Below are 21,332 nucleotides of genomic sequence, written 5' to 3' on the forward strand. Positions count from 1 at the left end.
ACAAGCGGGTGAGCCGCCAATACCGGAAAGGAAAAAGTGCGAAGGGAAACACGAAAATGAAAAACGCCGCATTAACGCGGCGTTAAGAGACTTAACGCAAACCGAGCTGAAAAATCATCGTTTCAGCCTGGCAGCTGAAAGTAAAATCGATATCCAGCTGCACACCTTGATCCCCTTCACTGAAGCGCGACTCAATCACACAGGGTTCCGATTCAACTTCACGTGCACGTTTAGTGAGGAGCGCTAATTTGGCTTCCGCATCGGCACGCTGAGCAAACCACTCCGACCAGCTAGCTGTGCAATCGGTATTATCCATTACCGTGCCCACATCAACACAACAACAGGCTGCTGTTTCGGTCGCACTGCATTTTTTAATGGCATCAGTCATTTCATTCTCCTGACCAGCGATCTGGTGGGTTTAGCGATTTTATGGCTGAAATTTTACCTGCTCGCATAAAGATGCGCCATGTACACGGCGCTAAGTGACGAATATCACAATAAAAATTGATCCAGAACAAACTGGAATCGGTATGCTGTGCAGAATCAGGGCAGTTTTGTTATGCAGATCGAATTTTAAGCGATCAATCATGAAATATTTTAAAAACAATATTGCAACATGCACACAGGTCGGACCTATACTCTCCGCACTGGTCTGATATGTGCGTTTTACATCAGTCCCTACAATCCGCCGTCCTTTGTTACGCGACGTTATAGCGTTAAATAATAATTCACATGAGGTTGTGGTCATGAACCATAAAAACCTGTTTGCAAAGTCAGCCGTGGCGGCTGCAGTGGCGCTTGTCTCTTCACACGTTTACGCAGCTGGATTTCAGTTAAATGAGTTTTCTACGATTGGTTTAGGTCGCGCATATTCAGGCGAAGGGGCAATGGGTGATACGGCGGCATCAGCCAGCCGTAACCCGGCGACGATGGCGTTGATGGATCGTCCGGAATTTTCTATCGGTGCAGTTTATATTGCGCCAGACGTCAATATCAGTGGTCGCAGTCCCAGCGGACGCAGCCTGGATGCTAATAATATTGCCCCGAATCAGTGGGTCCCCAATATTCATTATGTTCAGCCCATCAACGATCAGTGGTGGATTGGCGCGTCTGCAACTTCTAACTATGGCTTAGCAACAGAGTTTAATAATGGTTACACCGCGGGGGGTTACGGCGGTAAAACCGATCTGGTAACCGGCAATTTCAATCTCAGCACCGCGTACCGCTTAAATGAACATTTTAGTTTTGGCGTCGGTTTTGATGCGGTATACGCGAAAGCCAAAATTGAACGCTATGCCGGTGAGTCAGGCGCAAGACTGGGCGTTCCGGCTGATACGCAGGTTGCCCATCTGAAAGGCGATGAGTGGGGATATGGCTGGAACGCCGGTATCCTGTACGAAGTGGATGAAAATAACCGTTTCGGCTTTACCTATCGTTCTGAAGTGAAAGTCGACTTTGATGGCGATTACAAAAGCAGCCTCTCTTCCCGACTGAATGCAGTGAATAACCCGGAAGTATCAGGTGTACCTTTTGGCACCAATGGCACCACTGTTCCTGGCGCGTTAACCCTGAATCTGCCAGAGATGTGGGAAGTGTCGGGCTGGCATAAAGTGGCACCGCAATGGGCGGTTCACTACAGCATGGCGTACACCAGCTGGAGCCAGTTCCAGGAGCTGAAAGCCACCGGTTCTAATGGCCAGACGCTGTTCTATAAAGATGAAGGCTTCCGTGATGCTTACCGCATTGCACTGGGCACAACCTATTCCTACGACAAAAACTGGACTTTCCGTACCGGTATTGCGTTTGATGATAGCCCGGTACCGGCTGACAAGCGTTCTATCTCTATTCCGGACCAGGATCGTTTATGGCTGAGTGCCGGTACATCGTATGCCTTTAACGATGATGCCTCGGTCGATTTGGGCATTTCTTATATGCATGGCCAGAAAGTGACGGTGAAAGAAGGTCCTTATACCTTTACCTCTGAAGGTAAGGCCTGGCTCTACGGCGCGAACTTTAACTACAAGTTCTGATTGGCGGTTACGATCAAAAAGGGCGACTCTGATGAGTCGCCCTTTTTGTCACTGCAGATCGCTTACTGGCCCACGAATCCTGCGCTTACTGCGAATCGATATCCTTCAGGTCATCCTGAATCGCGGCTGCGTTAGGATTGTCTTCCGGCTTGAGCTTGCCGCCGCGCGCCAGGAAGTCGTGACGCTGGAAGTAGGCGTTACGGATAAAGGCGTACGGATCGCTCTGCTGTTTCAGGATGGCATCAGAATCCAGCAACTGAGCGCGGGTCTCGATCCCTTCCAGCGTCCATTTACCAATCGACATTGGCCAGGTCAGCCAGCCGAGGATCGGATAGAGCGTATCAACATAGTCGCCGCCATCCTGACGAACCGTGAAGCTGCCGTAAGCAGGCAGTTCAACGTAAGGCCCGTAGCCGACGCCATAGTGACCCAGCGTGGTACCGAAACGATGCGGCTCTTCACGCGCCAGTTCCGGGTTGGCTTTACCGGCAACGTCGATGAAACCGCCCAGTCCCAGCACGCTGTTCAGGAAGAAACGGGTAAAGTGAATGCCCGCATCACGTCCGTTACCGACCAGAATGGCGTTGACCATACTGGCTGGCTCTTCCAGGTTGCCGAGGAAATTGCTCAGGCCGGTACGTGCCGGGACCGGCACATAATCACGCCATGCGACAGCGACCGGACGAAGCACGTACGGATCCAGCACGTTGTAGTTAAAGTTAAACATCGTGCGGTTAAAGCCTTCGAATGGATCGCTGCGCTGCGCAGGATCGCTATTCGCCGGCTTTGAACTGGCACAACCCACCAGAAGGACGCTGGCGACAGCCAGGCTGGTCAGGCGATAATTCATTCCAATCTCCCTGTGCGGATGAAAAAGGTCAGCCCATCGTTCAGGTCACAGCCCTGTCGTATCGGCTTATCCGATGAGCATAGTTGACTTTGTGCCAGAGGCAGCAGGCAATGGCACGCATCATTTTTAACATTATCAATTTTGACGTTCAGGGTAGCTGCTTATTGATCTCCACCGCGATCGGCTGATGGCCATCCCATGGAGTCACCGCGCTCAGACCCAGCCAGTCACCCGGCTGCGGATTGGCGCTGCCATCGCGGGAAATTCGCACCCGAACCTCAACCTGATGCTGCGCCGAAAGCAGGCGATCCGGCATCATGGCATTGCTGTCATCCAGCGTCAGCGACAGCGGGAAGTGGCTGAGCGGCATACGTTTAACCGCCACCGGTACCGGTGAATCCCCGTCAGAAACCGAAATATACAACACTCCGTCCTGAGGTAACATTTTTTCTGCCTCTGGGGTCAGTGTCACTGTCAGCGCCAGCTGACGACTCTGCTGCCCCGCATCACTTCGAGCCTTTTCAATGCTGCGGGCGATCATCGCGTGTCGCGAATCACCGGCAGGCAACAGACCCAGCAGGGTCTGCCATGCATCGATAGCCTGATCGTAGTGCTGCTGACCGTAAGCGTTATACGCCAGCAGGCTCAGCGTCCGCAGGTTTTGCGGATCCACTTTAAGCAATGATTGCAGCAGCAGTGATGCCTGACGGTTATCCTGCGGATCGGAGGATCTTGTCAGCACCTCTGCATAATCCTGCTTCAGCGCCAGATCGTTGGGCGAAAGCTGAAGTGCACGCTCAAAGGCCTGGCTGGCCATCTCCGCATTATTCAGCACCATGCCGAGCCGCCCCAGCATCGTCCAGTCGGCCAGATTATCCGGTTCGGTTTGCAACGCGGTACGCAATCCGAGCTGTAAACGCGCCAGCTCCTCTATACTCAGCGGTTTAGCGCCGGGATCCATCAGGCGGGCACGCAGCTCAGGATACGCCTGCTGCACCTGCATCCAGCCGGTGAATTGTGCCAGGCCGCCGGTTTTCAGATAAGTGCCCAGCGAAACCGCAACCAGCACAATCAGGCCTGGCAGCAGAATCCAGCGGCGGCTGCTGTGTGACTGCAGCGTCTGTGCCAGCGGGATATCTGCCAGCAGCGTCTGCTGTAGCTCCCGTTCCATCAGCGGACGCTCAGCGACGACGCCCTGCGCTTCATCCTGCGCCAGCTCCTCTATCCGCTGATGGTAGAAACGCTGATTAAGGCGATCGCGATCGCCTGCATTGGCCTGACGCTGCCGCCAGCCTGCGGCCAGAAACAGCGTGCAGGATGCCAGCAGTAACAGAAAAAGGGTAATCCAGAATGCACTCATTACGGCTTCCTGTCTGACTTCAGTAACGCATTAAGACGCTGTTGCTCATCTTCATCCAGCTCACTGCGGGTCTTGCGCTGACGGCTACGCAGGATGATCACCACGCCACCCAGCAGCGCAAACAGCGCCGGAGCCGCCCACAGAATAAGGGTTGAAGGCGTGACCGGTGGCGAATAGCTGACGAAGTTGCCGTAGCGCGCCACCATGTAGTCGATAATCTGCTGGCGACTCTGGCCCTGCTTCATCAGCTGATAGACTTTCAGCCGCATATCGGCGGCAATCATCGCATTCGAATCGGCAATGCTGTTGTTCTGACATTTCGGACAGCGCAGTGACGCAGTCAGGTCGCGGTATTGCTCTTCCTGGGCCTCCGAGTCAAATTGCAGCGTGTCGATGCCTGCCCACAGGTTGATGCTGAACAGCAGGCCGCAGAGCAGTAACAGCATTTTCATGATCCCGCCTCCGCACTGTATTTCATCCACAAGGGTTTCACTTCCTGCTCCCAGACGCGCGCATTGAGATCGCCCGCATGGCGATAACGGATAATCCCTTTACCATCGATCAGAAAAGTCTCCGGCGCACCATAGACGCCGAGATCCAGCCCCAGCATGCCGTTGCCGTCGTAGAGACTTAGCGCATAGGGATTGCCCAGCGTATTCAGCCAGTTAACCGCCTTCTGACGATCGTCTTTATAGTTCAATCCGACGACACGAATGCCCTGCTCCGCCAGCGTATTCAGATAGTGATGCTCAGCGCGGCAGGTCGGACACCAGGTCGCCCAGACGTTGAGCAATATCGGTTTGCCATCCGTCAGCACGCGCTGATCATACGTTTTGCCCGGCTGATCCAGTGCTTCCAGCCGGAACAGCGGCACTGGTTTGCCAATCAGGGCCGATTCAAGACGGGTCGGATCGTCGCCATCGGCATTGCGCGTCAGCTGCCACAGCAGTGCCGCAGCCAGCAATAGAAACAGCATCAGGGGAATAAACAGGATTTTCTTGTTCATGTCCGCACCTCCGTTTCCGCTTTTTTACGCGAACGGTAACGGGGATCAAACAGGCAGAACAGCCCGCCCAGCGCCATCAGCGCACCACCGAACCAGATCCAGCGGACAAAAGGTTTGTAGTAGATGCGCACAGCCCAGCCGCCATCCTCCAGCTCTTCGCCCAGCGCCGCGTAGAGATCGCGGCTGAAACCGCCATCAATCGCCGCTTCGGTCATCATGGTACGGGCGGCGGTGTAAAAGCGTTTTTCCGCCTGCAGCGTCGCTTCATGTTTGCCGTTGCGGGTGACGTCAATGATGCCCATGCCGCCGCTGTAGTTAGGTCCCTGCAGATTCTGCACGCCGCGGAAGACAAAGTGATAGTGATGAATATCGACGCTATCACCTGCTTTCATCCGCACGTCGCGTTCCACGCTGTATTGTGTACTGAAGGCAATGCCAATCACCGTCACACCCACGCCAAGATGGCCCAGCACCATGCCCCAGTGGCTGCGTGACAGGTGACGTAAACCCACAAAGAACGGATGACGATGGGTGGCGCGCTCATGCAGTTCCAGCAGCGTCAGCACGATAATCCAGAGTGACATCAGCAGACCAACCACCGTCATCGCTTCAATACGATCCTGCAGCCACCACGGAACGATCATGGAACAGGCCAGTGTCACAATCAGCGCCAGCGCCAGCCGTTTTGCCAGCTTCTGCGGTTCATCGCGACGCCAGCGCACCAGCGGCCCGATCCCCATCAGCAGCGCAAACGGTGCCATCAGCCAGCTGAACATTGTGTTGAAGAAGGGTTCACCGACCGAAATGCTGCCCAGCCCCAGTTGCTTATGCACCAGCGGCAATAGCGTGCCGAGCAGCACCACCAGCATCGCGGCAATCAGCAGCACGTTATTACCCAGCAGGAACGATTCCCGCGACCAGGTATCATTCTGAACCCGGCCACGAACCTGCCCACCTTTAATGGCGTAGAGCAGCAGTGAACTGCCGATGACAATCACCAGAAATGCGAGGATAAACATGCCGCGCGCCGGATCGGAGGCGAAAGAGTGCACCGACACCAGCACGCCGGATCGCACCAGGAATGTCCCGAGCAGGCTCAGCGAAAACGCGGTAATCGCCAGCAGCACGGTCCAGGCCTTAAAGGTGCCGCGCTTTTCGGTGACCGCCAGCGAGTGCATCAGGGCGGTGCCCGCCAGCCACGGCATAAATGAGGCATTTTCAACCGGGTCCCAGAACCACCAGCCGCCCCAGCCCAGCTCGTAATAGGCCCAGGCAGATCCAAGGACAATCCCGATGGTCAGAAAGACCCAGGCCGCCGTCGTCCAGGGACGCGACCAGCGCGCCCAGGCGGTATCGAGCCGTCCGGCCATCAGTGAGGCGATGGCAAAGGCAAACGCTACTGAAAAGCCGACGTAACCCATATAGAGCAGCGGCGGATGGAAGATCAGGCCGATATCCTGCAGCATCGGATTCAGGTCGTGCCCGTCTATCGGGAAGTCCGGCAATGTGCGGCCAAACGGATTGGAGGTCAGCAGGATAAACAGCAGGAATCCGAGATTGATCATTCCCATGACAGCAAGCACGCGGGCAAGCGCATCCTGCGGCATCCCGCGACTGAATATTGCCACCGCCAGTGTCCAGGTGCTGAGCAGCAACACCCATAGCAGCAGCGAGCCTTCATGCGCGCCCCACGTTGCGGCGATGCGATAATAAACCGGCAGCAGACTGTTGGAGTTCGTGACGACATAGGCAACGGTAAAGTCGTTGCTGATAAAGGCCCAGACCAGCAGCGCAAACGCCGCTGCGATGCAGACAAACAGGCCGCAGGCCAGCGGACGCGCCATCGCCATCAGACGGGCATCCTGACGTACTGCGCCCCACAGCGGATAACTGCTCAGCAACAGGGAAAGCCCCAGCGCCAGGCAGAGCAGAAAGGTACCGATTTCGGGCATCATGATGATTTATTTCCCGCCTGATAGAGCGATTGCGGGCCGGTGTGATTACTCTTCATCGCGTCTTCAATTTCCGGCGGCGTGTATTTCTCATCATGTTTCGCCAGCACTTCTTTGGCGATAACCTGGTTGCCCGTCGTCAGCACGCCCTGCGCGACAACGCCCTGCCCTTCCCGGAACAGATCCGGCAGGATGCCTTCAAAACTGACGCTGACCACGCCGCGTGCATCATAAAGTTTGAACGATACCGCCAGCGTATTGGGATCGCGCCGGACGCTGCCGGGCATTACCATGCCACCGACGCGCAGTCGCTGGCCCGCTTCAGGCTTCTCGTGCGCCTCGCCTTTGCCGTAGAGGATTTCACCCGGGGTATAGAACAGATCGATGTTTGAACGCAGCGCATACATGACCAGCGCGGTGGCCAGGCTAAGGCCGAGCAGGATCGCCACTGCCGCATAGAGGCGGTTGCGTCGACGGATATTCACAGTGTCTCTCCTGCCGCTTCAGCCGCGGCTTTTTTCGTTTTCGCCGCCCGGATGCGACGTTCCCGTGCATCACGCTGGCGGATCTCAGCCAGCAGGCGTCGGCGTAGCAACAGGGTATGCAGCGTCAGACCGATAAGCGGAAGCAGCGTGCAGGTAACCGCCAGCCAGACGTAAAAGGCGTAACCGCCCATCGCAAAGAAGGCGTGCCACGAGGTAAATGCCGGGGTCATGCCTGCTCTCCCCGCTTCGCCACATCTGTCGCCCAGGGGCGATGACGTTCGGTTAACAGAATCAGATTGCGCAGCCGCATCAGGGTCAGCGTGATAAACAGCAGAAGATAGCCAAGAATCGACCAGCGCAACGGCGTGCGCATGACCGGTGCAATCGCCTGCTGAAGAATGCCTGACGAGCCCTGATGCAGGGTATTCCACCACTGCACCGAGAAGTGGATGATCGGCAGATTGACCACGCCAACCAGAATCAGAATACCGGCGGCCCGGCCTGCGGTGCGGCGGTCATCAAAAGCATGATAAAGCGCGATCACGCCCATATATAGGAACAGCAGCACCAGTTCCGATGTCAGACGCGCATCCCAGATCCACCAGGTGCCCCACATCGGCTTGCCCCACGCGGAACCGGTGACCAGCGCAATAAAGGTAAAGACCGCGCCTACGGGAGCCATGGCGGCTGAGACCAGATCGGCCATCTTCATCTGCCACACCAGACCAGTAAAGGCGGCGATAGCCATGGAGGCATAGATGCCCATCGACCACATCGCGGCGGGTACATGGATATACATGATGCGAAAACTGTCGCCCTGCTGGTAATCAGCAGGGGCAAATCCGAATCCCCAGATCCAGCCCAGCAGTAACGATGCCAGCCCTGCAACGGCAAACCAGGGCACCAGTCGCCCCGAAAATTGATAAAGCCGTTCGGGCCTGGCCAGCTGATGTAACGCTTTCCACATATCAGATGCTCACATTAACGATAAAAAGTGTTGCCGCGTCTTATACGCGCGGTGGGTACAAGCCAGTTACTGCAAAGTAATGCGTAGCGCCGCCGCCGTGGCAAACGGCGCGAGCGTGGCGCTGCCCAGCAGCATCGCGCTGAGAATTGCCAGATAGCCACCAATCGGCAATCCCTGACTGGCCGCCTCCATCGCCGCACTGGCAAAGATCAATACCGGAATCGCCAGCGGCAGCACCAGCAGGCTCAGCAGCACACCGCCGCGTCGCAACCCCACCGTCAGACCCACGCCAATCGCGCCGAGAAAACTCAGGGTTGGCGTGCCGAGCAGCAGCGTCAGGGCCATCGCCCGCCAGCCATTAAAATCCAGCGACAGCAGCAGCGCGGCCAGTGGCGACAGAATGATCAGCGGCACGCCGGTGACCAGCCAATGCGCCACCACTTTGCCTATGACCGTTACCGGCAGTGGCGTCGGCAGCAGTACCAGTTGCTCCAGCGAGCCATCACTGAAGTCATCGCGAAACAGCCGTTCCAGCGCCAGCAGCGACGCCAGCAGTGCGGCAACCCAGGCAACGCCCGGCGCGATATGCGCCAGCTGTTGCGGGTCCGGTCCGATGCCCAATGGAAACAGGGTGATGACGATCAGGAAAAACCAGAGCGGATTAACCACATCCGCACCGCTGCGAAAGGCAATGCGCAATTCACGCTGGATGAGGCGAAACAGCATCACTCTGCCTCCTCGTCGCCTAGGCGAATTTTACGCACCCGTGCTGCATCCGCAGGCAAATCCTGATGGGTTGTCAGGATCACTGCACCGCCGTTATCGGCATGCCGGGCAAATTGCGCCATTAATTTTTCAATACCCGCTTTGTCGATGGCGGTCAGCGGCTCGTCGAGAATCCAGATGCGGGCCTGACTGAGCCACAGCCGCGCCAGCGCCACCCGACGCTGCTGGCCCGCCGACAACCGGCTGACCGGCACCTCTTCATCGCCCGTAAGATCGACACACTCTAGCGCAGCAAAGATCTGCGCATCACTGCAATCGGGATGGTAAAAACGCAGATTTTCCAGCGGCGTGAGCACGCCTTTAACACCGGGATGGTGGCCAAGATAGAGCATCGCCTGGTGCCAGGTTTCACGCTGCCGCAGGATTGGCTGCTGTTGCCAGCGTATTTCACCCTCTTCAGGACGGCTGAGGCCAGCCATCAGGCGCAATAACGAAGTCTTACCGGCACCATTCGGGCCTTCAATCTGCACAATGTCACCAGCAGAGACGCAAAAAGAGAGCCGTCGGAACAGCGCGCATTCATCGTATGCACAAGTGAGCGTAATGATTTCCAACATCGAGGGGAGAATCGCACCAGCTAAAAGTGGCCGGGATATTACCACAATGTTGCTGTGGGCCGAAGTGTGAGCCACCGCTCAGTTTCGCTGCCAGTAGCTTATTCGTGCGGTATCGTCGGAAGTCTGAATAAAAATGCAGTTCCGAAAAACGTTGTTACGCTTATTCGCACTGGTCGTTACATTCTCAGCAAATAAAAAACGACTACGCTTATTACGCTACAGCACTATCACCAGGAGAAAATATGAAGCCTTCATCAGGTAATGAACAGGGTCCTAACGACGTAGAGAGTGAAGAGAAGGACAAGGGCACTGACATCGAAGTCGATGAGGAGGCCTTACCCTCCCGCGCTGCTGCGATTCATGAAGAGATTCGCCAGGACGGCGAAAAGGAGCTGGAGCGCGACGGTATGGCGCTGCTCTGGTCAGCTATCGCGGCGGGCCTGTCTATGGGCGCCTCGCTGATGGCTAAAGGGATATTCCAGGTACATCTGGATGGCGTACCGGGCGCATTTCTGCTTGAAAACCTCGGTTATACCTTTGGTTTTGTTATTGTCATTATGGCGCGCCAGCAACTGTTTACTGAAAATACCGTTACCGCCGTGTTACCCGTGATGCACAAACCGACCTGGAGTAATGCGGGTCTGCTGTTGCGGTTATGGGGCATTGTTTTATTCGGAAATTTAATCGGCACGGCACTGGGTGCGCTGGCATTCAATGAGATGCCGATATTTGATGAGGCTACCCGCCAGGCGTTTACCGATATCAGTATGAAGGTGATGGAAAACACCCCCGGTGAGATGTTTGCCAATGCGGTAATTTCAGGCTGGATTATCGCCACTATGGTCTGGATGTTTCCCTCTGCGGGGGGCGCTAAGCTGCTGGTAATTGTCATGATGACCTGGCTGGTTGCGCTGGGCGATCTGGCGCATATCGTAGTGGGATCGGTGGAGGTGCTCTATCTGGTGTTCAATGGCAGCATCAGCTGGCATGAATTCTTCTGGCCATTTGCCCTGCCGACGCTGCTTGGCAACATTACCGGCGGCACGCTGATTTTTGCGCTGATCAGCCACGCGCAGATCCGTAATGACATGAGTGAAGCGGCCGTTGCCAAAGCGAAAGCGGAAAAACGGAAGCAGGAGAAACGCCGTCAGCGTGAAGAACAGGAAAAGGCGGAGTAACAGTCAGTCGATCAGAGCCATGCTATGCAGGTTTTTCTGGCAGCATGGCTCTGTGACAAACAGACGGCAAAAAAGATGGAAATCGTTCGCTGCTGAAAGATGAATATGCAATAGCAGCTGTTATCGTTTGCATTTAGCGCTCAACAACCGTAAATTAATTTTACCTCTTGTCAATTTACGTTTGAATATCTTCAGAATATTCCCATTCTGGAATACAGGTTAATAGAATCTAAAAACACCCAACAAACCCCTCTCCTTATATTAACCCTCATCAGCATTTGAATAAATATATATAATCTCCCGCATATACTTCCCGAGCGAATTTTTTGTTACATTTACCGCTAACAGGAAAGCTTTATTCCTGACGCGATGCTGTATAAGCCGGACTGGTAACTGATTTATTCACTTCACTTTAATTGATTAAAGCGAAAAAAGTTAAGTCCTGAAAAAAAGCATTTATTTTCGCGCCGGGCTATTTCCTGTTAATTACACACAACCAGGACCGGGTAATTAATCCTGCGTCATCACGTTAAGAGAATTTTTAGTGTGGCAATACATGCCACATTAATCAGACTCAATAATAGGATTATAAAAATGAAAAAATTAGCGTTTAATAAAATTACTGCAGGAATTGCCCTGTTAATGACCTGCCAGGTCGCTTTCGCCACCTCGACTACCGCTGACGTCGGCGGCGGCACCATCACCTTTTACGGTGCGGTGACTGATGCAACCTGTAACGTAACAACTAACAGCGGAAGTGACTTCGCCGTTGATTTAAATCCGGTCACCAGCAGCGACATGGGAACTACGGTAGGTGTCATTCCGACGAATGCAAAACAGTTTACGCTGAATGTCGATGGCTGTTCGGGTTTTAACAGCACCAGCACTACAGCGCAGACGCTGAAAATCACCTTTTCAGGCGGAAATGTTTCTGATGATAACACCTACCTGAAAAATACAACCGGTACCTCCAGCGGTGTAGGCATTGGTATTACTAAGGATGGTAGTCAGCTGGTTACCCTGAACACGGCGCTGGACAGTGGCCTGAAAACCACCTCTTCAGATGGTACAAACTTTGATACCGCACCAGCTGCTGGCGCTATTAACTACTATGCCAACTACTACAACTACGGTGGAGCGGCAGTAAAAGCGGGTTCAGTGGTGACTACTGCGACTTATACCTTCAATTACGATTAACTGTAAAACAGGATATTTCTCTCAGACAAGGATGTCTAAAAATGAGGACTGAAAATGAAACTCGTTTCTTTAGGCACACTGCTATGCATTTTTTCATTAAGCGCAAACGCCAGCGTGGTAATGAATAATACGCGTGTTATCTATAGTGGTGACAAGAAAAGCGTCAACGTACAGCTCGTTAATAAATCAGCAGAAGCTCATCTCGTTCAGTCATGGATAGACAACGGAAATCCTGATGAGAAGCCTGAAAACCTCCGGCTGGCGCTGGCCGTCGTACCCTCGGTAGTGCGTATCGGCGCCAATGATGGCCAGATTCTGACTGTAGTAAAAAACAATCTGGCTGCCTCGCTGCCAAAAGATCGTGAAAGCCTCTTCTGGCTTAATTTCATTGATATCCCACCTAACCCGAAAGATAAAAGCGGTAGCTACCTCCAGTTCGCTGTCAGAAACCGAGTCAAAGTTTTTTATCGCCCTGCTAATCTGAGCGTCGATCAAAATAAACTACAGGATTACCTTAAGCTGACCCGCGATAATAACGGCATTTGCATTAATAATAGCTCTCCTTATTACGTCACCGTGGCCGGATTAAGCAAAGTCAGGAATGGCAGCAAAAAAGATAACCTGCTGCAGGAAACCGTGCTGGCAAAACCCTTTAGTTGCGCTTCAACAGGTAAGTCTGCGGGTTTGTCCACTCAGGGGAAATTTTATCTGACCTACATTGATGATTTCGGAACCTTAAGAACAGTAGATATCAGCCGCTAATGAAGACCAGACTGACTCTTTTAAAAACAACGTTACTTTTCATCAGCATCGCTGTGTGTATTCGCAGCTATGCTGAGGAAGAATTTAATCAGGGCTTTATGCTCGGTAGCGCCTCAAATGAAACCTGGTCCGGTGAGAGAAATCCTATCTCTCCTGGCGTTTACAGCGTGGATATTTATGTTAATAAAGAGTGGAAAGGTAATCATCAGCTAAGAGTGGAAGGGAATGGCGTCTTTCTTATTCCCAGAGAAGATATCAGTGCTTTAGATATCAAAACCGACCCTGACGCACATGATAAGAAACTGACGCCGCTGAACCATGATTGGGTTGACCTGCAGGATATTGTCACTGACGACGCGCTTAAGTTTCGTCAGGATATTTTCCAGCTGGATATTACCGTCCCGCAGGCACGTATTATTGCGCATGACCGCAACTGGATGCCGCCAGAATTGTGGGATAAGGGAATCACAGGGTTATTCACGAACTACAGTGCCATCTTTTCTGGCGGTAAATACCGTGACAGTAATAATCAGTCCAATCTTTATCTGACCCTGAATAGTGGCTTTAACGTGGCTGACTGGCATCTGCGCGACAATAGCTATTACTATCGCAATCAGACCAATTCCCGCTGGATGAACCGTTCTCGCTATCTTGAGAAATCTCTACCTTCGATAAGTTCGACGGTTAAAGTGGGTGAAGATAATACCAGTTCATCCTGGTTCGACAGTGTAAAGTTCCGTGGCGTGAGTCTGACTAAAGATCTCGGCATGCTGCCTGACAGCTACCGAACCTATATGCCTGTCATCAGCGGTGTGGCACAAACCAATGCGATTGTTAAGGTGCTACAGGATAACCGGGTTGTTTTTCAGCAGAGCGTTCCCCCAGGTCCTTTTGAATTTGCTGACCTTATGCCAACCGGCTCACGCTCTGACCTCTCACTCGTTATTGAAAACGCAGATGGCAGTAAAACCACGACCATCATCCCATACTCGTCTGCAGGCAGCCTGCTAAGAAGCGGCTCAACCGACTGGGAGATATATGCCGGTAAATTTAAGAGTGATGCCCTGTTCAGGCAGAATGATTTTGTTCAGGTAGAATATAGCCGGGGCATTAACAATTATTTAACAATGGTTACCGGTGTCATTGCTGCCGAAAAATACCAGTCAGGACTGATCGGTACCGGTCTACTTGTTCCGTGGCTCGGTACGCTGACTACCAGCTATCAATATACCCAGGCAAATTTGACAGAAGAAAAGCAGCAAGGTGAGAAAGTCAGGGTGGCGCTGAATAAACATTTTCCAACCCGAACATCAGTCACTGTTGCGGCCTCTTACAGCGACAAAAACTTTATTACTCTGAGTCAGGCGGACACCGCTGCTGAATATATCAGCGACCGTATAGGCTACCGAGCGCAGGAAAAGAACAGTCTTAATCTGGCTATTGATCAACGCCTGCCCGCAGGTTATGGCAGTTTAAACGCCAGCCTTTATGCTGTGGGTTACTGGAATACTGACAAAGTCTCTCGCCAGTTCAGTGTGGGATGGAGCAACACTTATAATCAGATTTCCTGGTCACTGAATGCAGGCAAAAGAATTTACACTAATGCAGAAACGTACGAAGAGAATCGCAGTAAGGCGGTTTATCGCCAGGAAGACTACGCCAGTTTAACACTCAGCATTCCCTGGAGCCTATTTGGGCACGATGGCACTGTCAGTGCCTCATCCAGTGTTGAAGGAAGCCAGTCAAGCACCTCTCTGGGCTGGAATGAGAAGGTTTCAGACGCGTTCAGGTATAACCTGCTAGTGAATAATCGAAGCCGTGACGGCGTCTCTTCTGGCGGTTATTTCTCTTATGCATCTCCGTGGTCGACCTTTACCGGGAATCTGACACAGGGCGAAAAATATACCCAATATGGCGCGACGGCTTCGGGAACTATTTTGCTCTCTCAGCACGGCTTGCTAACGTCGCCACAGACCGGTAATCACTTCGTGATTATTGATGCCCCTGGCGTTGCAGGTGCGAAGGTTAATGGTAATGCGACAATTTATACTAACAGTCAGGGTAAGGCGCTGGTGCCCTTCGCGACCCCGTGGCGTAAAAATACATTTCATCTTAATTCTGAATCCGCCAGTGATATTCAGGGAAATATTAAAAAAATCGCCCCCTGGAAAGGCAGTATTTCTTATGTGAAATACATGACCGATACGCGAAAAACATTTTCATTACTGGCCCGTCACCCTGACGGAACACCGCTGGCGTTTGGTGCCTCGCTGTTTGACCGAAAAGGAGCAGAGTTAGGTTTTGTAGCTCAGGGCGGCCTGATTTACGTCAAAGCTGATGCCTTACCTGACTATATTCTGGCGCGGTTCGATAAACAGCAGTCCTGCGTGATTAAAAACGCGGTTCTTACCGGAGATAATCTATGCAAAAGTTTATAAAAAATCTGTTTACAACACTGATAGTGCTCGGCGGACTAATGATTGTTCCAGCTAAAGAGGCCCTTGCATTCTGCAACCCATATAACCTGGCAACAGGTAAATCTCACGTCGCTACTTCGTCGTCCAGTGATATAGACCTGGCGAACATGCTCTCACTATCAAGTAACTATTCAGTAACCAAGAGCTCAAACTTCTCCGCTTTTAAAATAGGTTGTCAGACCAGTGGTGAAACTCTCTATTATCGCAATGGAATAGAAGGGGGATATATTGTAAAGTTTAACACTGGCGACCAGGAAAGTTATATAAAATTTACAGCGACAATTCCTGTTACAAGTAAAAGCTTTACTGTAGGCTTTATTAGCCAGGATTATCCGGCATCTGAGTTTGATACTGATATAACCATTAATGCTGAAGTGGTAGAAGGAACAGCGTACGATGCCGCCACCAGCACTGGAAATGCGGAAATTCCGTTAATGTATTTGATTTCATCGAACGGCAACACCACTTATCCGACCGCAAGTGCGTTGCGCGGACTAGTAGCGACTAACGCCGCTGCTGAAACCGCCTCTTATACCGATCTCAAAGGATTTTCATCGATTAATGTCGCGTTTGTTCCGGTCAGCACGACCTGCAGCATCCAGAACCAGCAGTTCACCCTGCCTTCTACAACGCTGTTTACCCTTAAATCCGGTGATTACTCCGATACGCGCTTCTCTATCCCCCTCTCCTGCAGCGGAAGCATAAACAGTCAGGCCACGAAAACTTTCAATCTGAGAGCCTACAGTAACGATATCGTTGATAGCGCCAACTACATCGTCAGGAATGCATCGTCAACCTCTTCAGGCATCGGTTTTCAGCTGTTTAATACCCTTTCTGATCCCTTGAAATTCACGACCGGTTATGACTCTGCATCAACCTCACTGGCAGCGATGACCAAAGGCAAGGATCTCGTTTCATCGCTGACGTCGATCGATATTGGTGCACGCTATAAAATTTTTGATGCAGCGAAGGCCTCGCCTGGCACCGTGGTCGGCACCATCATTATCTACATGGAATATGAGTAAGCTTACTGGCGGCGATGCGCTTTTTTTGGCTTTAGCACCTTCGTCGTCACGACCTCAATAGCAGTGGAAGGGAGACATAAAAGCCGTGTTGCTGGCGGAATGAGCAAACGCACGGCAACCTGGTGAATCTTCAGGCCTGTTTCGCTATACTGCACGCCGCTGTCCTCTTAGTTAAATGGATATAACGAGCCCCTCCTAAGGGCTAGTTGCAGGTTCGATTCCTGCAGGGGACACCAGACTTCTTCTCTTTAGAAAACGCCCCATCATTTAAACCCCTTAAAAATCAACATCAGGTCATTAATGACGGCTACACCCCTTTGCCTTTTCTCTGCTCAATTACCATTGATTGTTTAACGGCTATGGCTATGCTCTTCAGACAAATGAATGAACACCTGCGAATGCGTTGTAATCATGACCGGCCGGGTATAGGTAATTGGCTGCATCGAATGCTTCAGATATTTTTTATTTAGATGCATTCTGTTTTATTTCTGCATAACGGGCAGTCAGTTGCTTCAGATGCATCTCCAGCTGAGCTTTGGCAGCAGCAGGCAGAGGTTCGCCCGCGGGATTTTGTGACAATGCTCTTAGCTGCTCTTCAGCCGGTATCGATTGGCTGAAAGACTGCATGGCTGAAAAAACGACTGACTTCAGCTCACTGACCGTTATGTATTTACCTTTCTGCTCATCAAGCCCATTAAGTCTGTCGCTGAGTGTTTGTAGCGTTGTCATTCCCTGATACCAGTCAGCAAGATGTTCTGTCGGTAATGCAATCGCATTGAGTTGCTGCTGCCAGTTTTGTGCCAGAGGTTTAGCCTGCTCTGGCGAAAGCACCTGCGCCTGTTTTACAAGCTGTCGACTGAAGTCAATATTCCAGTCAGGCGGCAACATATCCAGCCGGGCAAGCTGCCGCTGTGTCTGTGCGATAAGATCCTGCGGTAACGGAGTCTGCTGACGCAACATCTCCAACTGTTCAGACGTAAGAGGTGCAGGGAACGGAGCCAGTGAAGCAACAAGCTGATTCTGTAGAAGGTCTGGCCGGTGAAGAAAATGCCAGCTCCACACTGAAACTATGCTTATTACCAGCATGGTACACATGCCGGCAGCGAAGGATTTCCATTTTTTTATCGGAGTGGGCATAGCTGCCAGCACTTCCACATTAGGCAGCTGTTCCGGTGGCGCAACGTAAGTCCTCTTCACTGCACTCTCTGGCGTATCTTCATCCGGATCACCAGCAAAGTCTCTGGTGGATGCTGTCGCATCATTCATCACGGTGGCTGGCAACACAATACCTGGCTGAATGTTCGACCCGGTACTATCGCTGTTTTCCAGCCGGACAGCACTGTTGTGCATCAGGGTACGCAACGTATCAAGCTGACTCAGATGCTTAAGTTCCAGACGCTGCAGTACCTCTCCGAGTGCGGTAAGCAGTTGCTCCGCCCGATACAGCTGGCTGAGGTCGCTGTAATTCAGCGGCAGCGAGCGCATCCGTTGCTGCAGGCGCTGACTCAGGCTGCTGAGGATTTCCATGCGCGCATGGACTGGCTGCGGCCACAGCGCCCCCCACTGATGGCTTATCAGGGCCTCGAGTATCGCCAGCCCTTCATTGAGCCCGAGTAAGCCGGTCAGTTGTGTACGCGCAAGCGTATACCAGGCTGCCGTTTGCAATTCCACACCGTTCTGCTCAAACAGTGAGAGGCAGAGTTTTTCGACATAATGCCAGTTCACATCCGGGCGAGCCCGATGCGTCAGCTTACTCAGCTCATCACGCAGGGTGGCATAGTCCGGTAGCGTGCGCGGGTCGCCGCCGGTTTTGATTTTACGCGGGGTGATGTCATTCATGACCAGTTGTCCATTTGACGTACCAGGGGCTATTAAAGATTATTGCTTATGCGGCTTGGCTTTCTACATATTCGAAACTCTGCAGATACTGTAGCGCCACCGGGTCAGCAATATATTCAACCTGCCCATGATGACGCTCAACCTCATCGATTATCCGGCTGAGCTCGACCCGGAAAAAGCCTTACGCTGCTTAAATCGCCCATTAATATTGATTAATGCTCTTACCGTGACATAAATACCCCATACAATGACGTCAATAATAACCAGAATAATACCCACAGCATTGTCATCTTTTTTCTTCGTGCCATGTTTTATTTCTTTCATTTCTTATTTTCATCCTGACGATTTAATCTAAATATTGGGAATAGAATCTTTTCTATATCAAATCAATACTGATTCCCTAAGCAAATCGGTAAATGGGTGTATCCGGGCTTACTGGCCATATAGAGGGGAGCGCATGTGGGCTGTCGGGGTTGGGTACTGACCGGTTCGTCGTTTTCTGCAACACTTTGCGGCTCCTGCTTTTTCGCAGTTGTCACTTTTTTCGACCTAGCCTTGCGGGTGGAAGCAGATGGTCTTACCGGATTGCTGGTTTCTGAGGAACCATACCCGGAACAGAATCGCTTCGACTGACTCAGACTCCCGTCATTACAGACAAAGCGGCCATCCGATGTGCAGTGCGCTATACCGCCTTTTGAACCTGAGCAGGGCTGCCTTCCACGTGCAGCATCGGCCTGTGCCGTAAACAGTATCCCTGAGACCAGAATAAAGATTAATTTTCTCATTTCCATATCCGTTATTTATTTCGTTATTTTTTGGCTCTGTTCTCCGTCAGCCATTAACTTTTTCGCCAGGTAATGATGCAATGACAGACAGGCTAAAAATATAACTATTGCTCATTCCGGTTGCACTATGGAAGGAGCGCCAGAATCAAACCAAAAAATGTGCTTTCATCAAAACCCTGCCCGGAGAGAGATAAAACACCTGGCGGAACAAAGGTCCAGTTGTTCACCGTGCCTGACCGCATAAATAATCGCCCCAGAGGCGTCACGACTCCGCCATTATGGAAGGTCGCTTCCAAACACCCGGTTACACCCTGACCATACAGGAATACCGGCACAAATTTTACAGACCGGTCGTCTATATGCAAAACGAGGGAAGCAATATCAAAAGCCCCGCCCTCCGCCAGCAGGTCTGTAACAGAGACGGTAAACGTCTCCACATTCAGCCCGGTACCCATCAGCCACGCGTCCATCTGCTCCTGAAGCTGTGCCATTCGGAGGCGAAACTCTGCAATATCGACCTGACTCTTGCTAACAGATGAAGCCGGAGCAGACTGTCGGGCCTGCAGTTTTTCGAGAAACTGTGATTTAACTGACATGATGCTCTCTGACCTTACAGACGGGGTTTGGTATCGAGATACTGCTGTTGTTTCAGGTGTCTGAGCATCACTCGTCCCTCCGGCATAAACTCAGTGCCATAACGCACGAGGTCAATCCCTTTAAGTTCAGCGTCAATGGCATAGCGCAACTCGCCGGGAATTTCCTGGTCAAGCAGTAGTATCTCAATAGACTTCAGGCGCGGCTCATATTTCAGCAGGACCGCAGACAGCGTCGACATCAGCTTATGTGCGGTGCCGGGAAGCCCCTGTAGAATGGTGGTCATATCCGGCAGGCCATAGTCCGGCAAATGCGCTAGCGTGCCTGCACGGCAGTTAAGGATCCGTTGCATGTTGTCCAGAACCGACAAAATGACCTGATTTTCTTCACTGACCTGCTGAAGGTCGAGATCACCGACAAAATTGCCATAAAGCATCTCGCACAGAGACGGGGGATTTTGATTCATGGGTCACTTCCTTCATATTACGATTAAGCTCTATCTAGTCAATATTGACATTGCTTTAGTTATTTTATTAATTATAAAGAGTCAAACTGTTCAAGGTAATTCGAATGCAACGATAACACGGTGGCAATACAATTAGTCATCGCCCCTGCACTACTTAATAAAATTAATAAACTTCTTTCTTCATCACGATATGAACAACCATCCCAATTACGATTATCAAATTTACTTTTTAGCTGTACTTGATTTTTTTAAGGGAGGAATCCAGGAAAAAAGTTATTCCATAACTTTCAATAGGCATAACACAAAGTTCTCTTTCAATCAGAAAGTTAACACATGCTTCTAATTGCTCAATGCTTCCAACTCTAATCATGTTCCTTTATCTTTCCATAATTGAATAGTAGTTATAATCTGTCGAGGCCACTACGCATGCGAAGCATTATTTTCTTCATACCACACACCATCTGTACCCTGGCAAGACGGTATATCAAGTAATAAGCGTTAAAGAATAAATAAAGATGAATGACCCAAGGGTCACTGACGGTTACAGGTTACACATCAGGTTTTTCCAGTGAACGAATCACCAGGAAATCCTGAGAGATGCCAACATCATTTCCCGTTGCTTGTCTGTTATGAATAAACCAGACATACATATCTGAGGGCGCATTATCTTCGGGCAAAGGCTGAGGCTGACCAAGATAAGCAGCATGGGCATAATCAAGAAAACGTCTCGCTCGCCTCAATGCAGGCCTGTAGATATGAGGCACGATTTGGATACGCTTATCATTTGGATTATTTTCCATACTGTTCTTCTTATTGCAGCATCATGGGCATCGTCCAGCCAACCCCAATTTTTGTGCAACACATCAAGTTCATTCTGGTCGTGTCTTGAAGTTTCTTTTGACTGGGGTGAAATCCCCAATAACCCGGCAGAAGCACCGGCGGAGGCTAGAATATCGCCACGTTGTTTTTCATACTTCATGCATTCACAGCGGTATTGATAGTATTGTCGCCCAAGC

General features: G+C 51.5%; 23 protein-coding genes, 1 tRNA gene and 1 pseudogene. 7 read left to right on the plus strand and 18 right to left on the minus strand.

The window, feature by feature from the left end:
- Positions 1-91 precede the first annotated feature (91 nt).
- Positions 92-388, minus strand: coding sequence for a YfcZ/YiiS family protein (locus tag AC6I8C_RS13280; protein ID WP_497822749.1), 297 nt, complete (start codon positions 386-388; stop codon positions 92-94).
- Positions 389-746: 358 nt separating this feature from the next.
- On the opposite strand from AC6I8C_RS13280, the gene fadL reads away from it, so the two are divergent.
- Positions 747-2,030 carry a long-chain fatty acid transporter FadL gene (gene fadL, locus AC6I8C_RS13285; protein ID WP_497822750.1) on the plus strand — a complete coding sequence of 428 codons (1,284 nt, stop codon included), beginning with the start codon at positions 747-749 and terminating at the stop codon, positions 2,028-2,030.
- Positions 2,031-2,115: 85 nt separating this feature from the next.
- Here the strand turns inward: fadL and mlaA are convergent, their stop codons facing one another.
- The 10 genes from mlaA to ccmA all read right to left on the minus strand — a co-directional run bounded on the left by mlaA (position 2,116) and on the right by ccmA (position 9,993).
- Positions 2,116-2,880 (minus strand): phospholipid-binding lipoprotein MlaA, encoded by a 765-nt coding sequence (gene mlaA, locus AC6I8C_RS13290; RefSeq protein WP_150019223.1) that lies wholly within the window; start codon positions 2,878-2,880, stop codon positions 2,116-2,118.
- A gap of 148 nt (positions 2,881-3,028) precedes the next feature.
- Positions 3,029-4,240: a c-type cytochrome biogenesis protein CcmI gene (ccmI, locus tag AC6I8C_RS13295; protein WP_497822751.1), complete on the minus strand. Its 1,212-nt coding sequence runs from the start codon at positions 4,238-4,240 to the stop codon at positions 3,029-3,031.
- Positions 4,240-4,692, minus strand: a complete 453-nt coding sequence (locus tag AC6I8C_RS13300; RefSeq protein WP_497822752.1) for a cytochrome c-type biogenesis protein — start codon at positions 4,690-4,692, stop codon at positions 4,240-4,242. Before AC6I8C_RS13300 ends, ccmI begins: the two co-directional genes overlap by 1 nt.
- On the minus strand, positions 4,689-5,246 hold the full coding sequence (locus AC6I8C_RS13305; protein ID WP_013358620.1) for a DsbE family thiol:disulfide interchange protein: 558 nt from the start codon (positions 5,244-5,246) through the stop codon (positions 4,689-4,691). Before AC6I8C_RS13305 ends, AC6I8C_RS13300 begins: the two co-directional genes overlap by 4 nt.
- The gene (locus tag AC6I8C_RS13310; RefSeq protein ID WP_497822753.1) at positions 5,243-7,201 is read right to left on the minus strand and encodes a heme lyase CcmF/NrfE family subunit; all 1,959 of its coding nucleotides are present in this window, start codon (positions 7,199-7,201) and stop codon (positions 5,243-5,245) included. Before AC6I8C_RS13310 ends, AC6I8C_RS13305 begins: the two co-directional genes overlap by 4 nt.
- Positions 7,198-7,683: a cytochrome c maturation protein CcmE gene (ccmE, locus tag AC6I8C_RS13315; RefSeq protein WP_497822754.1), complete on the minus strand. Its 486-nt coding sequence runs from the start codon at positions 7,681-7,683 to the stop codon at positions 7,198-7,200. Before ccmE ends, AC6I8C_RS13310 begins: the two co-directional genes overlap by 4 nt.
- Positions 7,680-7,913, minus strand: coding sequence for a heme exporter protein CcmD (gene ccmD, locus AC6I8C_RS13320; protein ID WP_497822755.1), 234 nt, complete (start codon positions 7,911-7,913; stop codon positions 7,680-7,682). The genes ccmE and ccmD overlap by 4 nt, the downstream gene beginning before the upstream one ends.
- A complete protein-coding gene (locus AC6I8C_RS13325) occupies positions 7,910-8,650 on the minus strand; it encodes a heme ABC transporter permease (protein WP_497822756.1) in 741 nt (246 codons plus the stop codon). The genes ccmD and AC6I8C_RS13325 overlap by 4 nt, the downstream gene beginning before the upstream one ends.
- Positions 8,651-8,716: 66 nt before the next feature.
- Complete coding sequence (gene ccmB / locus AC6I8C_RS13330; RefSeq protein ID WP_497822757.1) at positions 8,717-9,376, minus strand: heme exporter protein CcmB; 660 nt, start codon at positions 9,374-9,376, stop codon at positions 8,717-8,719.
- Entirely contained in the window at positions 9,376-9,993 is a 618-nt protein-coding gene (gene ccmA / locus AC6I8C_RS13335) for a cytochrome c biogenesis heme-transporting ATPase CcmA (RefSeq protein WP_497822758.1), read from the minus strand. The genes ccmB and ccmA overlap by 1 nt, the downstream gene beginning before the upstream one ends.
- 242 nt (positions 9,994-10,235) lie before the next feature.
- Between ccmA and AC6I8C_RS13340 the strand changes: the two genes are divergently transcribed.
- From AC6I8C_RS13340 to AC6I8C_RS13365, 6 genes are all read left to right on the plus strand, one after another.
- Complete coding sequence (locus AC6I8C_RS13340) at positions 10,236-11,171, plus strand: formate/nitrite transporter family protein (protein WP_497822759.1); 936 nt, start codon at positions 10,236-10,238, stop codon at positions 11,169-11,171.
- A 594-nt stretch (positions 11,172-11,765) separates the two neighbouring features.
- Positions 11,766-12,368 (plus strand): fimbrial protein, encoded by a 603-nt coding sequence (locus AC6I8C_RS13345; protein ID WP_266308086.1) that lies wholly within the window; start codon positions 11,766-11,768, stop codon positions 12,366-12,368.
- A 54-nt stretch (positions 12,369-12,422) separates the two neighbouring features.
- Positions 12,423-13,130, plus strand: a complete 708-nt coding sequence (locus AC6I8C_RS13350) for a fimbrial biogenesis chaperone (RefSeq protein ID WP_497822760.1) — start codon at positions 12,423-12,425, stop codon at positions 13,128-13,130.
- Positions 13,130-15,568 (plus strand): fimbria/pilus outer membrane usher protein, encoded by a 2,439-nt coding sequence (locus AC6I8C_RS13355; RefSeq protein ID WP_497822761.1) that lies wholly within the window; start codon positions 13,130-13,132, stop codon positions 15,566-15,568. Before AC6I8C_RS13350 ends, AC6I8C_RS13355 begins: the two co-directional genes overlap by 1 nt.
- Entirely contained in the window at positions 15,553-16,632 is a 1,080-nt protein-coding gene (locus tag AC6I8C_RS13360; RefSeq protein WP_497822762.1) for a fimbrial protein, read from the plus strand. Before AC6I8C_RS13355 ends, AC6I8C_RS13360 begins: the two co-directional genes overlap by 16 nt.
- A gap of 161 nt (positions 16,633-16,793) precedes the next feature.
- Positions 16,794-16,868 (plus strand) — tRNA-Arg (locus AC6I8C_RS13365).
- Between the two features lie 226 nt (positions 16,869-17,094).
- Here AC6I8C_RS13365 and AC6I8C_RS13370 read toward each other — a convergent pair.
- The 7 genes and pseudogenes from AC6I8C_RS13370 to AC6I8C_RS13400 all read right to left on the minus strand — a co-directional run bounded on the left by AC6I8C_RS13370 (position 17,095) and on the right by AC6I8C_RS13400 (position 21,116).
- Positions 17,095-18,471 (minus strand): VasL domain-containing protein, encoded by a 1,377-nt coding sequence (locus AC6I8C_RS13370; protein ID WP_497822763.1) that lies wholly within the window; start codon positions 18,469-18,471, stop codon positions 17,095-17,097.
- Positions 18,472-18,517: 46 nt separating this feature from the next.
- A pseudogene (locus AC6I8C_RS13375) lies at positions 18,518-18,649 on the minus strand (GIY-YIG nuclease family protein); the annotation flags it as partial.
- Positions 18,622-18,795 carry a hypothetical protein gene (locus AC6I8C_RS13380; protein ID WP_497822764.1) on the minus strand — a complete coding sequence of 58 codons (174 nt, stop codon included), beginning with the start codon at positions 18,793-18,795 and terminating at the stop codon, positions 18,622-18,624. The pseudogene AC6I8C_RS13375 and the gene AC6I8C_RS13380, both read right to left, overlap by 28 nt.
- A gap of 62 nt (positions 18,796-18,857) precedes the next feature.
- Complete coding sequence (locus AC6I8C_RS13385; protein ID WP_497822765.1) at positions 18,858-19,256, minus strand: YdcA family protein; 399 nt, start codon at positions 19,254-19,256, stop codon at positions 18,858-18,860.
- A gap of 125 nt (positions 19,257-19,381) precedes the next feature.
- Positions 19,382-19,852: a hypothetical protein gene (locus AC6I8C_RS13390; protein ID WP_497822766.1), complete on the minus strand. Its 471-nt coding sequence runs from the start codon at positions 19,850-19,852 to the stop codon at positions 19,382-19,384.
- A 14-nt stretch (positions 19,853-19,866) separates the two neighbouring features.
- The gene (gene tssE, locus AC6I8C_RS13395) at positions 19,867-20,316 is read right to left on the minus strand and encodes a type VI secretion system baseplate subunit TssE (protein ID WP_497822767.1); all 450 of its coding nucleotides are present in this window, start codon (positions 20,314-20,316) and stop codon (positions 19,867-19,869) included.
- A 548-nt stretch (positions 20,317-20,864) separates the two neighbouring features.
- Positions 20,865-21,116, minus strand: coding sequence for a hypothetical protein (locus tag AC6I8C_RS13400; protein ID WP_497822768.1), 252 nt, complete (start codon positions 21,114-21,116; stop codon positions 20,865-20,867).
- Positions 21,117-21,332: the final 216 nt, after the last annotated feature.

The sequence above is a fragment of the Pantoea sp. X-Soil-YNGN-844 genome (genome assembly GCF_059730595.1).

Bases quoted from the DNA above. Each gene is read 5' to 3' on its own strand.
- AC6I8C_RS13280 (WP_497822749.1), bottom strand. From the start codon at position 388: ATGACTGATGCCATTAAAAAATGCAGTGCGACCGAAACAGCAGCCTGT.
- fadL (WP_497822750.1), top strand. From the start codon at position 747: ATGAACCATAAAAACCTGTTTGCAAAGTCAGCCGTGGCGGCTGCAGTG.
- mlaA (WP_150019223.1), bottom strand. From the start codon at position 2,880: ATGAATTATCGCCTGACCAGCCTGGCTGTCGCCAGCGTCCTTCTGGTG.
- ccmI (WP_497822751.1), bottom strand. From the start codon at position 4,240: ATGAGTGCATTCTGGATTACCCTTTTTCTGTTACTGCTGGCATCCTGC.
- AC6I8C_RS13300 (WP_497822752.1), bottom strand. From the start codon at position 4,692: ATGAAAATGCTGTTACTGCTCTGCGGCCTGCTGTTCAGCATCAACCTG.
- AC6I8C_RS13305 (WP_013358620.1), bottom strand. From the start codon at position 5,246: ATGAACAAGAAAATCCTGTTTATTCCCCTGATGCTGTTTCTATTGCTG.
- AC6I8C_RS13310 (WP_497822753.1), bottom strand. From the start codon at position 7,201: ATGATGCCCGAAATCGGTACCTTTCTGCTCTGCCTGGCGCTGGGGCTT.
- ccmD (WP_497822755.1), bottom strand. From the start codon at position 7,913: ATGACCCCGGCATTTACCTCGTGGCACGCCTTCTTTGCGATGGGCGGT.
- AC6I8C_RS13325 (WP_497822756.1), bottom strand. From the start codon at position 8,650: ATGTGGAAAGCGTTACATCAGCTGGCCAGGCCCGAACGGCTTTATCAA.
- ccmB (WP_497822757.1), bottom strand. From the start codon at position 9,376: ATGCTGTTTCGCCTCATCCAGCGTGAATTGCGCATTGCCTTTCGCAGC.
- ccmA (WP_497822758.1), bottom strand. From the start codon at position 9,993: ATGTTGGAAATCATTACGCTCACTTGTGCATACGATGAATGCGCGCTG.
- AC6I8C_RS13340 (WP_497822759.1), top strand. From the start codon at position 10,236: ATGAAGCCTTCATCAGGTAATGAACAGGGTCCTAACGACGTAGAGAGT.
- AC6I8C_RS13345 (WP_266308086.1), top strand. From the start codon at position 11,766: ATGAAAAAATTAGCGTTTAATAAAATTACTGCAGGAATTGCCCTGTTA.
- AC6I8C_RS13350 (WP_497822760.1), top strand. From the start codon at position 12,423: ATGAAACTCGTTTCTTTAGGCACACTGCTATGCATTTTTTCATTAAGC.
- AC6I8C_RS13355 (WP_497822761.1), top strand. From the start codon at position 13,130: ATGAAGACCAGACTGACTCTTTTAAAAACAACGTTACTTTTCATCAGC.
- AC6I8C_RS13360 (WP_497822762.1), top strand. From the start codon at position 15,553: ATGCAAAAGTTTATAAAAAATCTGTTTACAACACTGATAGTGCTCGGC.
- AC6I8C_RS13370 (WP_497822763.1), bottom strand. From the start codon at position 18,471: ATGAATGACATCACCCCGCGTAAAATCAAAACCGGCGGCGACCCGCGC.
- AC6I8C_RS13380 (WP_497822764.1), bottom strand. From the start codon at position 18,795: ATGAAAGAAATAAAACATGGCACGAAGAAAAAAGATGACAATGCTGTG.
- AC6I8C_RS13385 (WP_497822765.1), bottom strand. From the start codon at position 19,256: ATGAGAAAATTAATCTTTATTCTGGTCTCAGGGATACTGTTTACGGCA.
- AC6I8C_RS13390 (WP_497822766.1), bottom strand. From the start codon at position 19,852: ATGTCAGTTAAATCACAGTTTCTCGAAAAACTGCAGGCCCGACAGTCT.
- tssE (WP_497822767.1), bottom strand. From the start codon at position 20,316: ATGAATCAAAATCCCCCGTCTCTGTGCGAGATGCTTTATGGCAATTTT.
- AC6I8C_RS13400 (WP_497822768.1), bottom strand. From the start codon at position 21,116: ATGGAAAATAATCCAAATGATAAGCGTATCCAAATCGTGCCTCATATC.